At 45.7% G+C, this 221-nt stretch carries 1 protein-coding gene; it reads left to right on the plus strand.

The genetic code is table 11. From position 1 onward, the window contains the following. Window positions 1–30 precede the first annotated feature (30 nt). A partial coding sequence (locus AACV31_RS21480; protein ID WP_255491459.1) for a DUF2931 family protein occupies window positions 31–221 on the plus strand: 191 nt, incomplete at its 3' end.

Below are 221 nucleotides of genomic sequence, written 5' to 3' on the forward strand. Positions count from 1 at the left end.
CTGATATTCTCGCCAGAGACCTGGCAGAAAATGCTGCGTACGGAAAAAAGTAACTACAGTCCGAAAGAGACCTATTATTTTCAGTATATGGTTATCGGGCTTGCGCCGGAAGGGAAAGTGCGGGTGTGGCTGAATAATAATGGGCGTCCCAATCTTGAGCAAACGAAGACGGAGATAAAAACCCTTTCAGGAAAAGATCTTGATATGTGCAAGGGGCAAAC

Source organism: Cronobacter sp. EKM101R (assembly GCF_963888145.1).
Classification (GTDB): domain Bacteria; phylum Pseudomonadota; class Gammaproteobacteria; order Enterobacterales; family Enterobacteriaceae; genus Cronobacter; species Cronobacter turicensis.